The sequence below is a fragment of the Streptomyces sp. NTD107 genome, from assembly GCF_059510435.1.
The window spans coordinates 1-17720 of the sequence record NZ_JCAJZV010000011.1; the positions used below are offsets into that span (position 1 = coordinate 1).

Consider the following 17720-nt stretch of genomic DNA (forward strand, 5'->3'; position numbering starts at 1 on the left):
ACTCCCGGCCCCCACCGACCCGCCGCTCCCGCCGGTGCAGGACGACCCGGTGCTTCTGGATCCCGGTCTGCCGATCGATGACGAGTTCGAGGACGACAGCCCCGACGACGGCGCCGGTGACGACAGCAGCACCAGTAGCAGCGGCGGAGGTGGCGGCGGCGGAGGCGGTGAGGAGGAGACCCAGGAAGTGAACAGCCACCCCTTCCTGCCGATCGACAACATCGTCCTCATCAACGCCAACTCCTGGCGCTGCGCGGACATCCCGGGCGACGAGCCCAAGCAGAGCAACCGGGTGGTGCAGGGTGAGTGCAACGGGGACCGCACGCAGCAGCGGTGGAACCTGGAGGTGGTCTTCCCCACCCACGCCCCCGGCAAGCAGCCGCTGTTCGTGATCAAGCACGCCGACTCCGGACTCTGCTTCGACCTGCCGGGGGAGGGCCCGGGGAAGGTGGCGACGGGCGTCTTCCAGTACCGCTGCATCCCCGTGCTGGAGGACAACCAGCTGTGGTGGCTGGAGAAGACGGACAGCGATCTCTGGCTGATCCGCAACTTCGCCAGTAACCACCTGTGCCTGGGCGTCGATCAGGAGGACCCGGGCGCGGTGGGCGCACCGCTGCGGATGGCCGAGTGCGACAGCGGCTACTACTACAAGTGGGCGATCTGGGACCTGGACAACGACAAGGTCCTGTGACCGGTGGCGCCGGATTCCCGGGCGGGGGCCGCCGTCACCAGGAGCCCTCGCCCGGCACCAGCCGGCCCGCCTTGCGGTACTCCCGGCGGGCCCCCTCCAGCAGGTCCTCCGGGGTGACCGACCCGCCGCGCCCGGCGGCCAGATAGGCGGCGGTCACCACCGCGCTCCGGATGGAGCCGCCGGCCAGTTCGAACGCCTCGGCCAGCGGGGTGAGTTCGATGCCGTCGGCGTGCGGTACGTGGGTGAGGCCGTGCCGCCACAGGGACAGCCGCTGCTCCCGGTCCGGGAACGGGAAGTCGATGACCAGGTCGAGCCGCCGGGTGAACGCCTCATCCACGTTGGAGCGCAGATTGGTGGTCAGCAGGGCGATGCCGCTGAATGACTCCAGGCGTTGCAGCAGGTAGGCGCTCTCCATGTTGGCGTACCTGTCGTGGGAGTCCTTCACCGCCGACCGCTTGCCGAAGACGGCGTCGGCCTCGTCGAAGAGCAGCACCGCGTCGGTACGGTCGGCCTCGGTGAAGATCCGCTCCAGGTTCTTCTCGGTCTCGCCGACGTACTTGTCCACCACCGACGACAGCTGGACCACATAGAGATCGAGGCCGAGTTCGGCCGCCACCACCTCCGCCGACAGCGTCTTCCCGGTGCCCGACTCGCCCGCGAACAGCCCCAGTACGCCCCGCCCCCGTCCGCCGCCCGCGCTCAACCGCCAGTCACCGAGCACCAGATCACGGTGCCGGGCGCGCTGCGCCAGTTCCCGCAGCTGGGTCAGCGGCTGTGCGGGGAGGACCAGATCGCCCCAGTCGACGTCGGGCCTGATCCGCCGGGCGTGCTTCTCAAGCCCGGACGCGGACTGCTGCTGGGCGGCGCGCCGCAGATGGACGGCGCCGAGCGGGCCGCCGTCGAGGCCGGCCAGGTCGCGGGCGGTGCCGGCGGCCCGGCTGATCTGGTCGCCGCCCAGGTGGTACGGGGCGACCGTCGCCGCCAGGTCGAAGCCGGGCTCCTCGTCCCCGAGACCGAGCGCGGCCGACCAGGCGCGGACGGCTTCGGACTGGAGCCGGGGCGCGTCGAGCACGAGCGGGTCACGCCTGCACCAGTGCGGGTCGTACGGGCGGCGGTCGGTGACGAGCACGGTGACGTCGTGCTGCTCGGTCAGGGTCCGCAGTACGGGGCCGGGTTGTTCGGGAAGGCCGCAGAGGGCGATCGCGCGGGCGCTGAGCCGGGCCTCGCGGAGCAGGTCGGGGATGCTCTCCGGCGAGCCGGTGCAGTACAGCGCCTCGGTGCCGGCGGCGCGCAGCGCGGCGGCCACACAGGCGAGCCCATCGCCCTCGCGGTGTTCGCGTACGTAGACGGTGGCCTGGCCGCGCGCCAGCCGGCCGGCCAGCCGGCGGGTCAACTCGCCGTCGTCGCCGGCCGGGAGTCGGGGGAGGGGCGCGGCGCGCAGTCGGCCGGCGAGTTGCGGGTCGGGGGTGTCGTCACCCAACAGGTGCGCCACCACCCGGTCCGGTACCCGCAACGCGCGGCTGAGCAGGGGGCGTTCCGGTTCCTCGACGGTGAGCAGTCCGAGGGTGGCCAGCGGGGCGGACGGGCGCAGCCTGGCCCGGGCCGCGGCGTCGTGGGCGGGCAGTCCGCACAGGTCGAGGGCGAGCCCGACGGTGGCGCGGTGCTGGCTGACGTCGTCGTTGAGGTAGCCGTACAGCGGCTCGAAGGTGCGGTCCACGTCCGGGGCGAGCGCGATGAGCAGGACGGCGGTGTCCACCTCCGTCAGCGCGAACCGGGTGGCCAGTTCGTCCAGCCGGTCCCCGTCCACCCAGGACCCGGGGCCGGGTTCCGGGGCCGGCCCCGGCCCGGTCGGACGGCGCAGCAGAAACCGTACGGCCTCGTCCGGGAGATAGAGCCCGCGCATCGGATCGCCGGCCGTCGGGTCGCCGGGGGACCGCCGGTCGACCAGCAGGGCGACCTGGGCACGCAGCCGTGTCAGCCGTTCGAGGAGCCCGTCGGCCGGATCGGGGGGCGCGGCGTCGCCGCCGGGCCCGGTACGCGGCCGGGTGTCCGTGGTGTCCGTCACCTCCGTCACCTCCGTCACGTCCGTCACGGCTGTCGCTTCCGCCGGACGATGCGCTGCCGTCGGATGGGCCCGGCCTGCGGGCGCGGGCCGTTACGGATCGCCGTCAGCCGCTCGGGCCGCAGGGCGCGTTCCTCCTTCATGGCGGACTCGCCGACCGTCGTCACCCGGATCACGCCCTCGGTGATCGGCGGTGCGGCGTCGTACTCCGGGTACACCGGGAAGGGCGCGGTGAGCGTCACATCGACGGACGGCTTGAGCTCGCCGCCCAGCGCCGACCAGATCTCCGCGAGCGAACGGGATTCCCCGTGCGGCCCGGCCACCGTCAGCGGCACGGCCAGGCCCATCGCGCGCAGGGTGGGCGGCAGGTCGCCCGGCGGCAGTTGGTCGATCGGCAGCAGTCTGGCCAGTACGGCCGAAAGCAGCCGGTGTTCGTCCTGCGGCTGCTTGGTCCACGCGGTGACCAGATAGGACAGCCGGAGCCAGCGCGGTGGCTCCCGGTACTTCCTGGTCACGCCGCGCTCGTCGCGCACGGCGAGCTCCCCGCGTCCGCGCCGGGTCACGTCCTCGCGGATGTCGTACAGGTACGCGTTGATCACCGGCCCGTTGCGCCGGGCCGCCCAGTCGGTGTTCGGGACATCGAACGAGACGTCGACGCCCGAGCCGGACAGCCCGCCCCCGCCGAGCAGTCCCTTGAGGACCTCGTCCGCCTCGTGGATCACCGTCGTACTCCCGCCCTTTCGCGTGACACATCGTGCCGTGTCCCGCCTGGAGGCGGCCGATCATGCCTGGTGGGCACCCCGGCTGACCAGGTGCGCAGGGGCCGGACACCGGGCAGACCCGCTGCCCCGGGAGGCAACGCGTCCGGTGCCCGGCGGTCGTCCGGCCACCGGGCCGGTCACAGATAGCCCTCGCGGAAGGCGTAGGCCACGGCGTGCGCCCGGTTGCGCAGGTGGAAGCGGGTGGTGAGCCCGTGCATGACGTTCTTTATGGTGCGTTCGGAGTAGGCGAGCTTGGCGGCTATCTCCCCGGTGTCGAGACCGTCGGCCGCCAGCCGCAGCACCTCCACCTCGCGCGGGGTCAGCCCGGAGGCGGGCGCCCCGTCCCGGTTGCCGGCGGAGCGGTGCAGCACACCGACCTGGTTGATCAGCCGGCCGAGCAGATCGCCCGGCAGGGCGCCGTCGCCACGGGCCGCCGCCAGGACGGCCTGCACCAGGCGCTTCTCGGTGGCCTCGCGGCGCCAGACGATGGCGCTGATCCCGCAGGCCACCACGTCGAGGAGTTCGGCCTCGCGCAGCGAGCCCACGACGAGGACGGCGCGGGCGCCGTCGCTGCGCGCGATCCGCCGCAGCAGGGTGAGGGTGGCGCCGTCGAGGCTGTCGGTGATGAGCAGGACCACGGTGCCCGCCCCGGCGCCGAGCGCGGGCTCCTCGCGGAGCTCGATCTCGGGGTGCCGGCCGAGCAGGCTGACCGCGCCCTCCCGGGAGAGGGGTTCGGCGGTATGGACCGTCACGGGGACCCGGGGGCCCTGGTGTTCGTCCGGCGCCGGTCGGCTGGTGGCGGCGTGGTGTCCGGACGTGACCTGGCTGAGCTCTGAGGTCGGGAGTCTACTGGGCAACGTCTTCCCTAAGGTGGCTCGCGAGCGGGGGATGGGAGCACTGGAAGGCGCTCTGTTTATATGACGGTTCAACAGAGCCGAATTGTTGCGGGGCATCACACCACAGCCATTGCGCCCCAACAGAAAACGTGGCGCGATGCCGCCGGTTCGCCCCGAGCCCCCGTACCCGGTGCGCGGCCTACCGGCCGTTCGTCGTGCGGATCACCGCCGCGTCGATCGCCGTGGCGCCGTTCGTCAGATTGAGGGTCAGGCCGGCCGTCGCCGGGGTGTCCAGCAGCGCCAGCAGGACCGCCGCCACATCGTCCCGGGTGATCTCGCCGCGCGGGGCGTCGGGCGAGAGCTCCACCAGGCCGGTGCCGGGGGCGTCGGTCAGCCGGCCGGGGCGCAGGACCGTCCACTCCAGGGCGGTACGGGCCCGCAGGTCCGCGTCCGCCGCGCGCTTCGCCAGCAGATAGGCGGCGAAGACTGGGTCCGTGCCGGCCGGCGGCTCCTTGTCCACATCGATCGCGGACACCATCACATAGCGCCGCACCCCGGCCGCCTCGGCCGCGTCGGCGAACAGTGCCGCCGCCGCCCGGTCCACCGTCTCCTTGCGGGCCGCCCCCGAGCCCGGGCCGGCGCCGGCCGCGAACACCACGGCGTCGGCGCCCTCCAGATGCCTCGCCAGCTCCGCGACCGGCACCGACTCCAGGTCGCAGACGACCGGTTCGGCGCCGGCCGCCAGCAGGGCCGCCGCCTGTTCCGGTTTGCGGATCAGCCCCACGGGCCGGTCACCGCGCGCGGCCAGCAGCCGCTCCAGGCGTCGGGCGATCTGACCGTGTCCTCCGGCGATAACGGTACGCATACCCACGAGCTTGGCACACTGTGCCGATGTTTACGGAAACCCTCCTGCCGGTGGCGGCCGGCCCGCCGCCCGTCGAGCTGAACGTCGCCACCACCGCGGGACCCGCGGAACGGACGCTGCTGGTCATCCACGGCGGCCCCGACTGGGACCACAGCTATCTGCGCGACCCGCTGTGCCAACTGGCGGGCCGGCACCGGCTGCTGATGCCCGATCTGCGCGGCTGCGGGCGCTCCACCCAGGGGCTGCCGGACGATCAGTACACGCCGGACGCCGTCGTCCTTGATCTCCTCGCCCTGCTGGACCGGCTGGCCCCACGTACCCCGGTGGATGTGCTCGGTTTCTCTTACGGCGGACTGCTGGCACAGAGGCTGGCCCTCACCGCGCCCGACCGCGTACGCCGGCTCGTCATCGCCTCCAGCAGCGTGCTGCCGGTCCCGCCCGGCAGCGGCAGCGGGCCGAACTTCCCCGACGACCCCTCGCTCACCGGGCCCGAACTCACCCGCGCCGCCGCCCTGGCCGGCGCCGACCAGGACGTCTGGCGCGCCGACCGGCGCGCCGCGTACCGCGAACTCCTGCACCGGGTGCGGTTCTCCGCCGAGTGGCTGCGCCCCTTCCGGGCCGGCGTCGTCCCCTCGCCCCGGTTCCCCGACGCCGCCCGCCGCCTCGCCGCGACCGGTCTTCCCGTTCTCCTCCTGCACGGCGGGCACGACCGCACCTTTCCCGCCGAACTCGTCCACCAGACGCTGCCGTTGATCCCCGGCGCCCGGGCCGTCGTCCTGCCCGACGCCGCGCACATGGCCCACATCGACCAGCCGGGCCCCTGGCTGGACGCCGTGGCGCGGTTCCTCGACGATCCGGCCGGCTGACGAGGGGCGGTACGGCACCGGTCCGGCCACCACCCGCCCCGCCGGTCAGCTCCTGGGCGCGGGCTGACGGGGCAGCTCCGCCAGCGGTGCCGCCGGCGAGCCGCAGTACTCCCGTACGGCGCTGGTCCTGGCCACCACCCGCCCCCGGTGGATGACCAGCCGGCTGTACGCGAGCGACAGCGCGCCCGGCAGGTTCTCGCCGCGCACCGCGAGGAGTTCGGCCGGGAAGCCGGGCTCGATCCGGACCTTCGGCAGCCCCAGCACGGTACGCGCCGCCGAGCTGACCGCCCGGTACGCGCCGGCCGAGTCGCACGCCCCGCGCACCGCCAGCAGATACGCGGCCTCCAGCGGATCGCCGCGCCCCACCGGGTTACCCGCGTCCCGTACCGCGCCGCTGCCCGCCGCCACCGTGACCCCGGCCGCCAGCAGGGTGCGCACCGGCGGCGTCGGCGGCCAGGCCGGGCGCCGCGCGGGCAGTGCCGCGCACGGGGACTGCGGCAGACAGCTCACCGCCACCCCGGCCGCCGCCAGCTGATCGGCGGCGCGCGCCGCGGTCTCCGCGGGCAGCAGGGAGAGCCCGGCGCACGGCCCCAGCGTGACCGCCGTACGGCACGCCCCCGCCGCCGTGACCAGCCGGGTGAAGCGCGCCGGATCGTCCGCCTCGGTGTGCAGATCGATGGCGCACCCCTGTGCGTCGGCGATGGACAGCACGATGTCCGCGTACCCCGCCGGATCCGGGTCCAGATCCGGGCAGCCGCCCAGCGCCGTACCGCCGAGCTGGGCCGCCTCCGCGAGCTGCGCGCGGTTGTCGGCGCCGGCCAGACCGGTCAGCAGCCGGGGCGCGGCCACCGGCTGGAGCTCGGCGAGCCCCAGCAGCGCGCGCCGCGCGGCCTGCGCCGCCTCCAGCGCCCGCAGCCCCAGCACGTCGCCGATCCTGATCTGGCTGCGCTGGGCGGTGGCGCCGTGGCTGAGCTGGAGCAGCGCCGCCTCGATGATCCGCCGCCGCAGTTGGTCGGGGTCCTCGGACGGCGGCCCGGAGCCGCCGCTGGTGAGCGCCGTGTCGTGGTGGGCGTGCGGCTCGGCGGGGGCGGGCAGCAGCAGATAGCCGGTGAGGTCGAGGCGCTGGACGCCGGGCGCGGCGGCGGGGGCCAGGCTGCCGGGGGTGCCGACGGCCTCGACCCGGTCACCGCCCAGCCGGACGTCGACGGTCCGGCCGTCGGCGAGCCGGGCACCGCCCAGCAGCAGTGCGGTCGCGGCGGCGGCATCGCGGTGGTCGGGCACGAGGCGAGGCTACGGCGCCACGGGGGGTTGGGTGGGGAAGACGGCATTAGTCGTACTGCTGTGGTTTCCGGTGACTTGGGCGGTGTTGACGGCGCGGGATGCGGCCGGTTACGGATTTCGTCTTCGGCCCCGGAGCGTGTAATCTCTCTCTCGCTCGCCCCAATAGCTCAGTCGGCAGAGCGTCTCCATGGTAAGGAGAAGGTCAACGGTTCGATTCCGTTTTGGGGCTCTGAGATGTGAGGTCTCCTCCTGCTGGCGGGGGCCGCGCAGCTCGCAGCGGCGTAGCTCAGTCGGTAGAGCAAACGGCTCATAATCGTTGTGTCACCGGTTCAAGTCCGGTCGCCGCTACTTCACTCCGAGTAGCCGATTGCGAGGTCGGTCCTCCAATCGGCTACTCTTCCTGTGTTTAATCCGTCCATCCGTCAAGGAGCACTCACGTGGCTGCCACCGACGTCCGCCCGAAGATCACGCTGGCCTGCGTGGAGTGCAAGGAGCGGAACTACATCACCAAGAAGAACCGGCGTAATGACCCGGACCGTCTTGAGATGAAGAAGCACTGCCCGCGCTGCAACGCCCACACGGCGCACCGCGAGACCCGCTGACTTGTCACTTGTGGTGAGGCCGTCCCCGATCGTTGGGGGCGGCCTCACCGTCATTCCGGGAGGTTTGACGGCCGATGGCCCTGGATCAGTCCTTCACCGGGCGGACGTATCCGCCCACCGCGCCGTACGAGGTGGGACGCGAGAAGATCCGCGAGTTCGCCGTCGCGATCGGTGACGAGCACCCGGCGTACACCGACCCGGCCGCCGCGCGGGCGCTGGGGCACCCGGATGTGATCGCCCCGCCGACGTTCGTCTTCGCGATCTCCTTCGGCGCCGCCCAGACGGTGATCCAGGACCCGAAGCTGGGTCTGGACTACACCCGGGTGGTGCACGGCGATCAGAAGTTCCGCTACAGCCGGCCGGTGGTGGCCGGGGACGTGCTGACGGTGACCTCGGTGATCGAGTCCGTCAAGTCGATGGCGGGCAACGACATCCTGGACATCCGGGGTGATGTGCACGACGCCGCCGGGGAGCACGTGGTGACCGCGTACACCAAGCTGGTGGCCCGCGCCCCGGAGCCGGAGCAGAGTGAGGGGGAGGGCCGGTGACCGCGCGGATCGCGTACGCCGATGTCGAGGTGGGTACGGAGCTGCCGGCCCGTACGTTCCCGGTGACCCGCGCCGATCTGGTGCGGTACGCGGGGGCCTCCGGGGACTTCAACCCCATCCACTGGAACGAGCGCTTCGCCAAGGGTGTCGGGCTGCCGGATGTGATCGCGCACGGCATGTTCACGATGGCCGAGGCCGCCCGGGTGGTCACCGACTGGGCCGGGGATCCGGCGGCGGTGATCGAGTACGGGGTGCGGTTCACCAACCCCGTGGTGGTGCCGAACGACGACACCGGGGCCGTCATCGAGGTGACGGCGAAGGTCGCCGCCAAGCTGGACGACGAGGCGCGTACGGTCCGGGTGGACCTGGTGGCGCGCAGCGCGGGCGTCAAGGTGCTCGGTCTGTCCCGGGCCGTGGTCCGGCTGGGCTGAGCACCCATTGACAAAGATAGTGATTGGTCAATAACTTATCCCCATGGCCAGTGACAGCGGCAGGATGACGGCGGAGGAGCGGCGTACGGCCGTCATCCGCGCCGCCGTCACCGAATTCGCCAGGGGCGGATACGCGGGGACCTCGACCGCGGCGATCGCCCGCCGGGTCGGGGTCTCGCAGCCGTATCTCTTCCGGCTGTTCCCCGACAAGCGGGCGATCTTCCTGGCCGCCGCCGAGCACGGCACGGGCGAGATCCGGCGCGCCTTCGAACGCGTCACCCAGGGGCTGGGCCCCCAGGGGGCGCACGACGCGATGGCGGACGCGTACGCCGAGCTGACCGCCGACCGCGACAAGCTCATGTTCCAGATGCAGATGTATGTCGCGGTGCACACCGCCGAGGAGGGCGGCGACACGGAGTTCGCCGCCCGGATCCGCTCGTACTGGAACGAGCTGTTCGAGACGGTGCACGAGCGGCTGGGGTCGGACGGCGCGGAGACCGCCGACTTCCTCGGCAACGGGATGCTCATCAATGTGCTGCTGGCGCTCGGCTTCCCGGCGGATCACCCGCTGTGGGGCGCCTGCACGTCGCACTGCCCGAGCCGGAAGCGGTACGGATAACCCTACGGACCGACGACCGGCCCGGGCATACGTATGCCCTTGAAAGTTATTGACCAATCACTACTTTAGGGGGAGGGGCCATGCCCCACACCGACACCCACACCGACACCCACACCGACACCCACACCGACACCCACACCACGACCGACAGCCAACGGCGCGCCGCCATCGTCTGGACCCTGCTGCTCACCGGCGCCGCCACCTTCATGGCCAGCCTCGACAACCTCGTCGTCGTCACCGCCCTGCCCGTGATCCGCGAAGAACTCGGCGGCGACCTCGCCGCCCTGGAGTGGATCGTCAACGGCTACACCCTCCCCTTCGCCTGCCTGCTGCTGTTCGCCTCCGCCCTCGGTGACCGCTACGGCCGCCGCCTGGTCTTCGGCGCCGCCATCGCCCTGTTCACCCTCGCCTCCGCCGGCGCCGCGCTGGCCGGCTCCACCGACACGCTCATCGCCGCCCGCGCCGTCCAGGGCGCCGCCGCCGCGGCCCTCATACCGCTCAGCATCACCCTGATCTCCGCCGTCGTCCCGCCCGAGCGGCGTGGCACCGCCTTCGGCATCTGGGGCGCCGTCAACGGCCTGGCCATCGCCGCCGGACCGCTCGTCGGCGGCACCATCACCGAACATCTGTCCTGGCACTGGATCTTCTGGCTCAACATCCCCATCGGCATCCTCGTGCTGCCCCTGGTGTATCTGCGGCTCCCCGAGAGCCGCGGCCCGGTCAAGCGGCTCGACCTGGTCGGTACGGTGCTGGTCAGCGCCGGACTCTTCAGCACGGTGCTGTCCATCGTGCGCGGCCACGAACACGGCTGGACCTCGGGCCCGGTGCTGGCCGGCTTCGCGCTCGGCGCCGCGCTGCTGTACGCGTTCGTCCGCTGGGAACTGCGCGCCCCCGAGCCGCTGCTGCCGATGGGCTTCTTCCGCTCCCGTACCTTCACCGCGATCAACATCACCAGCCTGCTGATGTACGCGGGGATGTTCGGCTCGATCTTCCTGCTGACCCAGTTCCTCCAGCTGATCATGGACTACTCGCCCATGGAGGCCGGGGTCCGGATGCTGCCGTGGACCGCCATGCCGATGATCGTGGCCCCGATCGCCGGCGCGTTCACCGACCGGATCGGCGGCCGGCCGATCGTCGCGGCCGGGCTGGTGCTGATGGCCGGCGGCATGGGCTGGTTCGCGCTGTACGCCGGCCCCGGCGTCGGGTACGGCGGCATGGTGCCGGCCTTCGTGCTGTGCGGGATCGGCATGGCCATGTTCTTCGCCCCGTCCGGGGCGATCGCGATGAGCTCGGTCCCGGAGGGGCACCAGGGCGTCGCCTCCGGCGTCAACAACTCCGCCCGCGAGGTCGGCGGCGCGCTCGGCGTCGCCATCCTCGCCTCGGTTTTCGCGGCCCACGGCAGCTACGCTTCGCCGCAGGCGTACACCGACGGCCTGCTCCCGGCCCTGTGGCTGGCCGTGGCCCTGCTGCTGATCGCCGCGGTGGTCATCGCCCGGCTGCCGGAACGCGAGCCGAGGCGGAGTACGGCGAGCGCGCCGGAGCGGCAGCCACGGGAGAAGGCCCTGGTCTGAGCGGCCCCTTATGGTGGGTGGGTGCTCGAAACCTCAGATCCCGCCGGTGCCGCCGACGCCTCCGCGCCGCTCGCCGAACTGACCACCCTCCGGCTCGGCGGCCCCGCCGACCGGCTGATCACCGCGCGCACCGACGCCGAGGTGATCGCCGCCGTCCAGGAGGCGGACGGCGCCGGCACCCCGCTGCTGGTCATCGGCGGCGGCAGCAATCTGGTGATCGCGGACGAGGGCTTCCGGGGCACCGCCCTGCGGATCGCCACCACCGGCTTCGGCCTGGACGGCACCCGGCTGGAGCTGGCCGCCGGCGAGAACTGGTCGGCGGCCGTGGCCCGCACCGTGGAGGCCGGCCTGGCCGGCGTCGAATGCCTGGCCGGCATCCCCGGCTCGGCCGGCGCCACCCCCATCCAGAACGTCGGCGCCTACGGCCAGGAAGTCGCCTCCGTCATCACCGAGGTCATCGCCTACGACCGCACCGCGCGCCGTACGGTCACCATCCCGGCCGCCGACTGCGGCTTCGGCTACCGGCACAGCCGCTTCAAGGACGAGCCGCAGCGGTACGTGGTACTGCGGGTGCGGTGCCTCCTGGAGGACGCGGGCGGGCTCTCGGCGCCGATCGCGTACGCCGAGACCGCCCGTACGCTGGGCGTCGCCCCGGGCGAGCGGGTGGCGGCGGCCACCGCCCGGGAGACCGTGCTCAAGCTGCGGGCCGGCAAGGGCATGGTGCTGGACCCCGAGGACCACGACACCTGGTCGGCCGGCTCCTTCTTCACCAACCCGCTGCTGAGCGAGGCCGCGTTCACGGCCTTCCGCGAGCGGGCCGCGGACCGGCTGGGCCCCGGCGTGGAACCCCCCGCCTTCCCGGCGGCCGACGGCCACACCAAGACCTCCGCCGCCTGGCTGATCGACAAGGCCGGCTTCACCAAGGGCTACGGCACCGGCCCGGCCCGCATCTCCGGCAAACACACCCTGGCCCTGACCAACCGCGGCGGCGCGACCACCGCCGACCTGCTGACCCTGGCCCGCGAGGTCCGGGACGGCGTACAGGCCGCCTTCGGCGTCACCCTGGTCAACGAACCGGTGACGGTGGGCGTCAGCCTCTGACGGCAGTGCCCTGCACCGGCGGTGCGAAGGAAAGCCTCCGGGCCGCCGTGCTGTGGAAGCCGGAGGGGCTCGACGACGCCACCCTCAGCCGGCCGCCGGCCGCCGGTGCCCTCGGGCAGCGGCCTGCTCGGGGTGGGTCAAGCATCCGGCCTGCGTGGAGTACGGCTGGTTCTGCGGCACGTCCGGGCGGCCGGTGGAGCCCCTGCGGTTCGCCCCATGACACGGCAGGACACCTCATCGCGCCCGGCGAGAGTGCCTGGCGGCCCCGGCCCCCGGCTCACCCGGGGGTCGCCCCGCCGCCCGTGTGGTAGCGCACGTGCTGGGCCCGGATCGCCGCCAGCAGCCCGGGGGCCGGGCCCGCCACCGGTACGCCAGGCGCCACCTGCTGGATCGGCAGCGGTGCCACGGGTGCCGCCGGCACCCCCAGTTCGGTCAGCCACTCCACCAGGTGCCGGGACGAGGCCACATACACGATCCGGCCCAGTCCCACCCACGCGTGGGCCGCCGCGCACATCGGGCAGTGCTCGCCCGACGTGTAGACCGTCGCCGCCGCCCGCTCGGCCGGCGGCAACTGCTCCGCCGCCCAGCGGGCGTGCGCGAACTCCGGGTGCCGGGTGCCGTCCCCGCCCGAGATCCGGTTGTGGTCCTCGGCCAGCACCGTGCCGTCCGCGCCCACCAGCACCGAGCCGAAGGGCTCGTCGCCCACATCCACCGCCCGCGCCGCCAGCTCCACGCAGCGCTTCAGATACGGCAGATCGGCGTCCGTCACCCTCGTCACATCCGTCAGGTCCCCCGCACCGGTCACAGCGACAGCCATTCGTCGATCTCCACCATGATCTTCTCCTGGATGTCCTGCGGCGCCGCCGAGCCCCGCACCGACTGGCGCGCCAGCTCCGCCAGCTCCCGGTCGCCGAAGCCATGATGCGTACGCGCGATCTCGTACTGCGCCGCCAGCCGCGAGCCGAACAGCAGCGGATCATCGGCCCCCAGGGCCATCGGCACACCCGCGTCCCACAGCGTCCGCAACGGAACATCCGGCAGCCGCTCGTACACCCCCAGCGCCACATTGGACGCCGGGCACACCTCACACGTCACCCGGTCCCGGGCGAGCCGCTCCAGCAGCCACGGGTCCTCCGCCGCCCGCACCCCGTGCCCCACCCGGGAGGCCCGCAGGTCATCCAGGCAGTCCCGGACACTCGCCGGCCCGGACAGCTCCCCGCCGTGCGGCGCCGCCAGCAGCCCGCCCTCCCGCGCGATCGCGAACGCCCGGTCGAAGTCCCGGGCGAAGCCGCGCCGCTCATCGTTGGACAGGCCGAAACCGACCACACCCTGGTCCCGGTAGCGGACCGCGAGCCGGGCCAGGGTGCGGGCGTCCAGCGGATGCTTCATCCGGTTCGCCGCCACCAGCACCCGCATCCCCACCCCGGTCTCCCGGGAGGTGACCCGCACCGCGTCCAGGATGATCTCCAGCGCCGGGATCAGCCCGCCGAGCCGGGGCGCGTACGAGGTGGGGTCCACCTGGATCTCCAGCCAGCGCGCCCCGTCCCTGGCGTCCTCCTCGGCGGCCTCGCGCACCAGCCGCTGGATGTCCTCCGGCTCCCGCAGACAGGAGCGGGCCATGTCGTACAGCCGCTGGAAGCGGAACCAGCCGCGCTCATCGGTGGCGCGCAGCCGCGGGGGCTCCCCGCCGCGCAGCGCCTCCGGCAGATGCACGCCGTACTTGTCCGCCAGTTCCAGCAGAGTGCCGGGCCGCATCGAGCCGGTGAAGTGCAGATGCAGGTGGGCCTTCGGCAGCAGCCGGACGTCACGTACACGATCCATCTACGAATCTTGCCGCATTGCGCCGTCCGGCCGGTAGCCGCGTCACCCGAACGTGAGCCTGAGCTGCGCTCAGCTCGCCTCCGCCAGCAGCTTCTGGAGCCGCGAGACGCCCTCCACCAGGTCGTCGTCGCCCAGCGCGTAGGACAGCCGCAGATAGCCGGGGGTGCCGAACGCCTCACCCGGCACCACGGCCACCTCGGCCTCCTCCAGGATCACCTCGGCCAGCTCCACCGAGGTGGCGGGCCGCCGGCCGCGCAGCTCCCTGCCCAGCAGCGCCTTCACCGAGGGGTACACGTAGAACGCGCCCTCCGGCTCCGGGCAGACCACGCCATCGATCTCGTTCAGCATCCGCACGATCGTGCGCCGCCGCCGGTCGAACGCCTCGCCCATCTCGGCCACCGCGTCCAGGTCCCCGGAGACCGCGGCCAGCGCCGCCGCCTGCGCGACATTGCTGACGTTGGAGGTGGCGTGCGACTGGAGGTTGGTGGCGGCCTTCACCACATCCTGCGGGCCGATCAGCCAGCCCACCCGCCAGCCGGTCATGGCGTACGTCTTGGCCACCCCGTTGACGATCACGGTGCGGTCGGCCAGCTCCGGGACCACCACCGGCAGCGAGGAGAACTCGGCGTCCCCGTAGACCAGATGTTCGTAGATCTCGTCGGTGAGCACCCACAGCCCGTGCTCCAGTGCCCAGCGGCCGATCGCCTCGACCTGCTCGCGCGGGTAGACCGCGCCGGTCGGGTTGGACGGGGAGACGAACAGCAGCACCTTGGTGCGCTCGGTGCGGGCCGCCTCCAGCTGCTCCACGCTCACCCGGTAGCCGGTGGTCTCGTCCGCGACCACGTCCACCGGGACGCCGCCGGCCAGCCGGATCGACTCGGGGTAGGTGGTCCAGTACGGCGCCGGCACGATGACCTCGTCGCCCGGGTCGAGCAGCGCCGCGAACGCCTCGTAGATCGCCTGCTTGCCACCGTTGGTCACCAGCACCTGGGAGGGCTTGACCGCGTAGCCGGAGTCGCGCAGCGTCTTGGCGGCGATGGCCTCCTTCAGCTCCGGGAGACCGCCGGCCGGGGTGTAGCGGTGGAACCTCGGCTCCCGGCACGCGGCCACCGCGGCGTCCACGATGTAGCCGGGGGTGGGGAAGTCGGGTTCACCGGCGCCGAAGCCGATCACCGGGCGGCCGGCCGCCTTGAGGGCCTTCGCCTTGGCATCGACGGCCAGGGTCGCGGACTCGGAGATCGCCCCGACGCGGGCGGAGACCCGGCGCCCGGCGGCTGCTTCTGCGGACTGTGCGGTGGGTGTCGCTGCGCTCATAAGGGCATCGTCGCAGACCGGGGTGGGCCGTGGCACCAGGGTTGCGGCGGTTGTCCGTTCGACGGGGGCCGATTGAGCACGTACACTCTCCACCCAGTGGCGCCGGGTGATGTAGGTTTTCCGGAGCTGCCAGCAAAGGGTCGTAGCTCAATTGGTAGAGCACTGGTCTCCAAAACCAGCGGTTGGGGGTTCAAGTCCCTCCGGCCCTGCTACACAGCAGCAGGCAGTAGTGGTAGTAGGCACGTACCGCAATGCAAGCCGTCCGGGGGACCGGGCGGCTTACGACCATGACCGGGATCAGGTGAGGGCGAGTGGCTGGGATCACGGACTCCGTCGAAACGCCGGAGCCCCGGGGGGACGGAGCCGGCCGAGGACGCGGGCGGCGTGCCAAGCGGGGTCCGCTGGGCAAGCTGGCGCTCTTCTACCGGCAGGTCATCGCCGAGCTCCGCAAGGTCGTCTGGCCCTCGCGGCGCCAGCTGACCACCTACACCTCCGCGGTGATCGTTTTCGTTCTGATCGTCATCGGCATCCTCACCGTGCTTGACTGGGGATTCAGCCGGGTCGTCGATTACGTCTTCGGCTGACCCCGCTCCGGACGGAGCGCGGCGGGCTCGGGGCGTACGGCGCAGGGCGTACGTGCCCCCGGACCGGCCGTGGCGATCCCGTCCGGATGTTCCACGTCAATGTGAAGCAGGAAGAAGCAGCCACCGTGTCTGACCCGAAGTCTGACCCGAATCTGACCGACGACGCCGCCGAGGGCGACGACACCGCGCGCGACATCGTCGAGGCAGCGGACACCGTCGACCAGACCGAGGCTGCCGACGCCGCGGCGGGCGAGCCCGCCGAGTCCGCCGCCCTCCACGAGGAGGACGGGGACGAGACCGCCGAGGAGGCGGAGGCCGAGGCGGACGCGGAGGCCGAGGCCGAGGAGGCGCCCGAGCCGGTGGACCCGGTCGCGCAGCTGCGCGAGGAGCTGCGGGTGCTGCCCGGCGAGTGGTACGTGGTGCACACGTACGCGGGCTACGAGAACCGCGTGAAGACCAACCTTGAGCAGCGCGCCGTGTCGCTGAACGTGGAGGACTACATCTTCGCGGTCGAGGTGCCGCAGGAAGAAGTCGTCCAGATCAAGAACGGCGACCGCCGCACCATCAAGCAGAACAAGCTCCCCAGCTATGTGCTGGTCCGCATGGACCTGACGAACGAGTCCTGGGGCGTCGTGCGGAACACCCCCGGCGTCACCGGCTTCGTGGGCAACGCCTACGACCCGTACCCGCTGACGCTGGACGAGATCGTGAAGATGCTGGCGCCCGAGGCGGAGCAGAAGGCCGCCGAGCAGGCCGCGGCCGAGGGCGGCGCCCCGGCGCCGGGCCGCCGGGTCGAGGTCCAGGTGCTGGACTTCGAGGTCGGCGACTCCGTCACCGTCACCGACGGCCCGTTCGCGACCCTTCAGGCGACGATCAACGAGATCAACGCCGACTCCAAGAAGGTCAAGGGCCTGGTCGAGATCTTCGGCCGCGAGACCCCGGTCGAGCTGAGCTTCGACCAGATCCAGAAGAACTGACAGACGGCACAACGGTTCTGTTTCGCCCTGGTACCGGGCTCCGCCTCGGTACCAGGGCGCCGTTAGTGTGGGCCCATGCGCGCGCTCATAGTCGAGAACGATGACCGGGTGGCGCGCGCCCTCAGCCGGACACTGCGCGGCGAGGGGTACGACGTCGAACGCGCCCGCAGCGTGCGGGAGGCCGCGCAGGCGATCGGCGCCGCGGACTTCGAGATCGCCCTGGTCGATCTGGGCCTCGACGACGGCGACGGCGTCGAGGTGATCCGGCTGCTGCGCGACCGCGCCGCCACCGGCGTCATCGCCGTCACGGCGCGCGGCGAGCAGACCGACCGGGTACGGGGACTGCGGGCCGGCGCCGACGACTATTTGGTGAAACCCTTCGGGGTGGCCGAGCTGCTGGCCCGCATCGAGGCCGTGACCCGCCGGCTGCGGGTACTCCAGAGCGGGCCCGCCACGCGCGGCACCATCGGCCACGGCGACCTGCTGATCGACCGGGACCGGCACGAGGTCTCCCGGGACGGCGAACCCCTGCGGCTGACCCGCAAGGAGTTCGAGATCCTGGTGCTGCTGGCCAGGAGCGTCGGCGCGGTGGTGGAGCGCGAACGCATCCTCGACCAGGTCTGGCAGTCCGCCTGGGAGGGCAGCAGCCGCACCCTGGACACCCATATGACCTCGCTGCGCTCCAAGCTCGGCCCGGCCGCCCGCATCACCACGGTGCGCGGCGTCGGCTACCGGCTCGAAGCGGTGACGGCCGCCCAGGCCGCCGCCGCCGACGCGGCGGACGGGTAGC

19 protein-coding genes and 3 tRNA genes are annotated in these 17720 nt (G+C 72.6%); 14 read left to right on the forward strand and 8 right to left on the reverse strand.

Annotation, left to right across the window (positions count from 1 at the left end; genetic code table 11):
- A partial coding sequence (locus AC5WRL_RS20805) for an RICIN domain-containing protein (RefSeq protein WP_496090142.1) occupies positions 1-691 on the forward strand: 691 nt, incomplete at its 5' end.
- Between the two features lie 34 nt (positions 692-725).
- On the opposite strand, the gene AC5WRL_RS20810 is transcribed toward AC5WRL_RS20805, so the two are convergent.
- The 4 genes from AC5WRL_RS20810 to AC5WRL_RS20825 form a co-directional block, all read right to left on the reverse strand.
- Positions 726-2756: an ATP-binding protein gene (locus tag AC5WRL_RS20810; protein ID WP_496090290.1), complete on the reverse strand. Its 2031-nt coding sequence runs from the start codon at positions 2754-2756 to the stop codon at positions 726-728.
- Positions 2757-2779: 23 nt separating this feature from the next.
- On the reverse strand, positions 2780-3475 hold the full coding sequence (locus tag AC5WRL_RS20815; RefSeq protein ID WP_496090143.1) for a Pvc16 family protein: 696 nt from the start codon (positions 3473-3475) through the stop codon (positions 2780-2782).
- A 176-nt stretch (positions 3476-3651) separates the two neighbouring features.
- The gene (locus AC5WRL_RS20820) at positions 3652-4266 is read right to left on the reverse strand and encodes a helix-turn-helix transcriptional regulator (protein ID WP_496090144.1); all 615 of its coding nucleotides are present in this window, start codon (positions 4264-4266) and stop codon (positions 3652-3654) included.
- Positions 4267-4549: 283 nt separating this feature from the next.
- On the reverse strand, positions 4550-5215 hold the full coding sequence (locus AC5WRL_RS20825) for an NAD(P)H-binding protein (RefSeq protein ID WP_496090145.1): 666 nt from the start codon (positions 5213-5215) through the stop codon (positions 4550-4552).
- 26 nt (positions 5216-5241) lie between these two features.
- Between AC5WRL_RS20825 and AC5WRL_RS20830 the strand changes: the two genes are divergently transcribed.
- Positions 5242-6081, forward strand: coding sequence for an alpha/beta fold hydrolase (locus tag AC5WRL_RS20830; RefSeq protein ID WP_496090146.1), 840 nt, complete (start codon positions 5242-5244; stop codon positions 6079-6081).
- Between the two features lie 45 nt (positions 6082-6126).
- Here the strand turns inward: AC5WRL_RS20830 and AC5WRL_RS20835 are convergent, their stop codons facing one another.
- Complete coding sequence (locus AC5WRL_RS20835; protein ID WP_496090147.1) at positions 6127-7362, reverse strand: amidohydrolase family protein; 1236 nt, start codon at positions 7360-7362, stop codon at positions 6127-6129.
- Between the two features lie 156 nt (positions 7363-7518).
- On the opposite strand from AC5WRL_RS20835, the gene AC5WRL_RS20840 reads away from it, so the two are divergent.
- The 8 genes from AC5WRL_RS20840 to AC5WRL_RS20875 all read left to right on the forward strand — a co-directional run bounded on the left by AC5WRL_RS20840 (position 7519) and on the right by AC5WRL_RS20875 (position 12234).
- A tRNA-Thr gene (locus tag AC5WRL_RS20840) sits at positions 7519-7591 on the forward strand.
- Positions 7592-7637: 46 nt separating this feature from the next.
- Positions 7638-7710, forward strand: a tRNA-Met gene (locus AC5WRL_RS20845).
- A gap of 89 nt (positions 7711-7799) precedes the next feature.
- Positions 7800-7964, forward strand: coding sequence for a 50S ribosomal protein L33 (gene rpmG, locus AC5WRL_RS20850; RefSeq protein WP_004571794.1), 165 nt, complete (start codon positions 7800-7802; stop codon positions 7962-7964).
- A 74-nt stretch (positions 7965-8038) separates the two neighbouring features.
- Positions 8039-8512 (forward strand): FAS1-like dehydratase domain-containing protein, encoded by a 474-nt coding sequence (locus tag AC5WRL_RS20855; protein WP_496090148.1) that lies wholly within the window; start codon positions 8039-8041, stop codon positions 8510-8512.
- A complete protein-coding gene (locus tag AC5WRL_RS20860; protein WP_496090149.1) occupies positions 8509-8943 on the forward strand; it encodes a MaoC family dehydratase in 435 nt (144 codons plus the stop codon). Before AC5WRL_RS20855 ends, AC5WRL_RS20860 begins: the two co-directional genes overlap by 4 nt.
- Positions 8944-8986: 43 nt before the next feature.
- Positions 8987-9562 carry a TetR/AcrR family transcriptional regulator gene (locus AC5WRL_RS20865; RefSeq protein ID WP_496090150.1) on the forward strand — a complete coding sequence of 192 codons (576 nt, stop codon included), beginning with the start codon at positions 8987-8989 and terminating at the stop codon, positions 9560-9562.
- Between the two features lie 80 nt (positions 9563-9642).
- Entirely contained in the window at positions 9643-11133 is a 1491-nt protein-coding gene (locus AC5WRL_RS20870) for a DHA2 family efflux MFS transporter permease subunit (protein WP_496090151.1), read from the forward strand.
- Between the two features lie 21 nt (positions 11134-11154).
- A complete protein-coding gene (locus tag AC5WRL_RS20875; RefSeq protein WP_496090152.1) occupies positions 11155-12234 on the forward strand; it encodes a UDP-N-acetylmuramate dehydrogenase in 1080 nt (359 codons plus the stop codon).
- 277 nt (positions 12235-12511) lie between these two features.
- Here the strand turns inward: AC5WRL_RS20875 and AC5WRL_RS20880 are convergent, their stop codons facing one another.
- The 3 genes from AC5WRL_RS20880 to AC5WRL_RS20890 all read right to left on the reverse strand — a co-directional run bounded on the left by AC5WRL_RS20880 (position 12512) and on the right by AC5WRL_RS20890 (position 15369).
- Positions 12512-13051, reverse strand: coding sequence for a nucleoside deaminase (locus AC5WRL_RS20880; protein ID WP_496090153.1), 540 nt, complete (start codon positions 13049-13051; stop codon positions 12512-12514).
- Positions 13036-14055 carry an adenosine deaminase gene (locus tag AC5WRL_RS20885; RefSeq protein WP_496090154.1) on the reverse strand — a complete coding sequence of 340 codons (1020 nt, stop codon included), beginning with the start codon at positions 14053-14055 and terminating at the stop codon, positions 13036-13038. The genes AC5WRL_RS20880 and AC5WRL_RS20885 overlap by 16 nt, the downstream gene beginning before the upstream one ends.
- Before the next feature lie 69 nt (positions 14056-14124).
- Positions 14125-15369 (reverse strand): pyridoxal phosphate-dependent aminotransferase, encoded by a 1245-nt coding sequence (locus AC5WRL_RS20890; protein ID WP_496090155.1) that lies wholly within the window; start codon positions 15367-15369, stop codon positions 14125-14127.
- Positions 15370-15505: 136 nt separating this feature from the next.
- On the opposite strand from AC5WRL_RS20890, the gene AC5WRL_RS20895 reads away from it, so the two are divergent.
- From AC5WRL_RS20895 to AC5WRL_RS20910, 4 genes are all read left to right on the forward strand, one after another.
- Positions 15506-15578 (forward strand) — tRNA-Trp (locus tag AC5WRL_RS20895).
- A 111-nt stretch (positions 15579-15689) separates the two neighbouring features.
- On the forward strand, positions 15690-15953 hold the full coding sequence (gene secE / locus AC5WRL_RS20900; RefSeq protein ID WP_496090291.1) for a preprotein translocase subunit SecE: 264 nt from the start codon (positions 15690-15692) through the stop codon (positions 15951-15953).
- An 86-nt stretch (positions 15954-16039) separates the two neighbouring features.
- A complete protein-coding gene (nusG, locus tag AC5WRL_RS20905) occupies positions 16040-16930 on the forward strand; it encodes a transcription termination/antitermination protein NusG (protein WP_496090156.1) in 891 nt (296 codons plus the stop codon).
- A gap of 75 nt (positions 16931-17005) precedes the next feature.
- On the forward strand, positions 17006-17719 hold the full coding sequence (locus AC5WRL_RS20910) for a response regulator transcription factor (protein WP_496090157.1): 714 nt from the start codon (positions 17006-17008) through the stop codon (positions 17717-17719).
- Position 17720: the final 1 nt, after the last annotated feature.